Annotated in this window: 1 rRNA gene; it reads left to right on the top strand. The window is 55.4% G+C overall.

The annotated features are described in order from the left end of the window. Window positions 1–664, top strand: a 23S ribosomal RNA gene (locus tag AAH446_RS19675); the annotation flags it as partial.

Genomic DNA, 664 nt, shown 5'->3' with positions numbered 1-664 from the left:
GAAGCGTGGACGCCAGTCTGCGTGGAGCCAACCTTGAAATACCACCCTTTAACGTTTGATGTTCTAACCTGGCGCCGTGATCCGGCGTGGGGACAGTGTCTGGTGGGTAGTTTGACTGGGGCGGTCTCCTCCTAAAGAGTAACGGAGGAGCACGAAGGTCAGCTAATCACGGTCGGACATCGTGAGGTTAGTGCAATGGCATAAGCTGGCTTGACTGCGAGAGTGACGGCTCGAGCAGGTGCGAAAGCAGGTCATAGTGATCCGGTGGTTCTGAATGGAAGGGCCATCGCTCAACGGATAAAAGGTACTCCGGGGATAACAGGCTGATACCGCCCAAGAGTTCATATCGACGGCGGTGTTTGGCACCTCGATGTCGGCTCATCACATCCTGGGGCTGAAGTAGGTCCCAAGGGTACGGCTGTTCGCCGTTTAAAGTGGTACGCGAGCTGGGTTTAGAACGTCGTGAGACAGTTCGGTCCCTATCTGCCGTGGGCGCTGGAAGATTGAGAGGGGTTGCTCCTAGTACGAGAGGACCGGAGTGAACGCACCACTGGTGTTCGGGTTGTCATGCCAATGGCATTGCCCGGTAGCTAAGTGCGGAAGAGATAAGCGCTGAAAGCATCTAAGCGCGAAACTTGCCTCGAGATGAATCTTCCCTGAGACT

The organism is Erwinia psychrophila, from assembly GCF_039023475.1.
Classification (GTDB): domain Bacteria; phylum Pseudomonadota; class Gammaproteobacteria; order Enterobacterales; family Enterobacteriaceae; genus Erwinia.
This window is presented reverse-complemented; position numbering and strand designations above follow the sequence as displayed.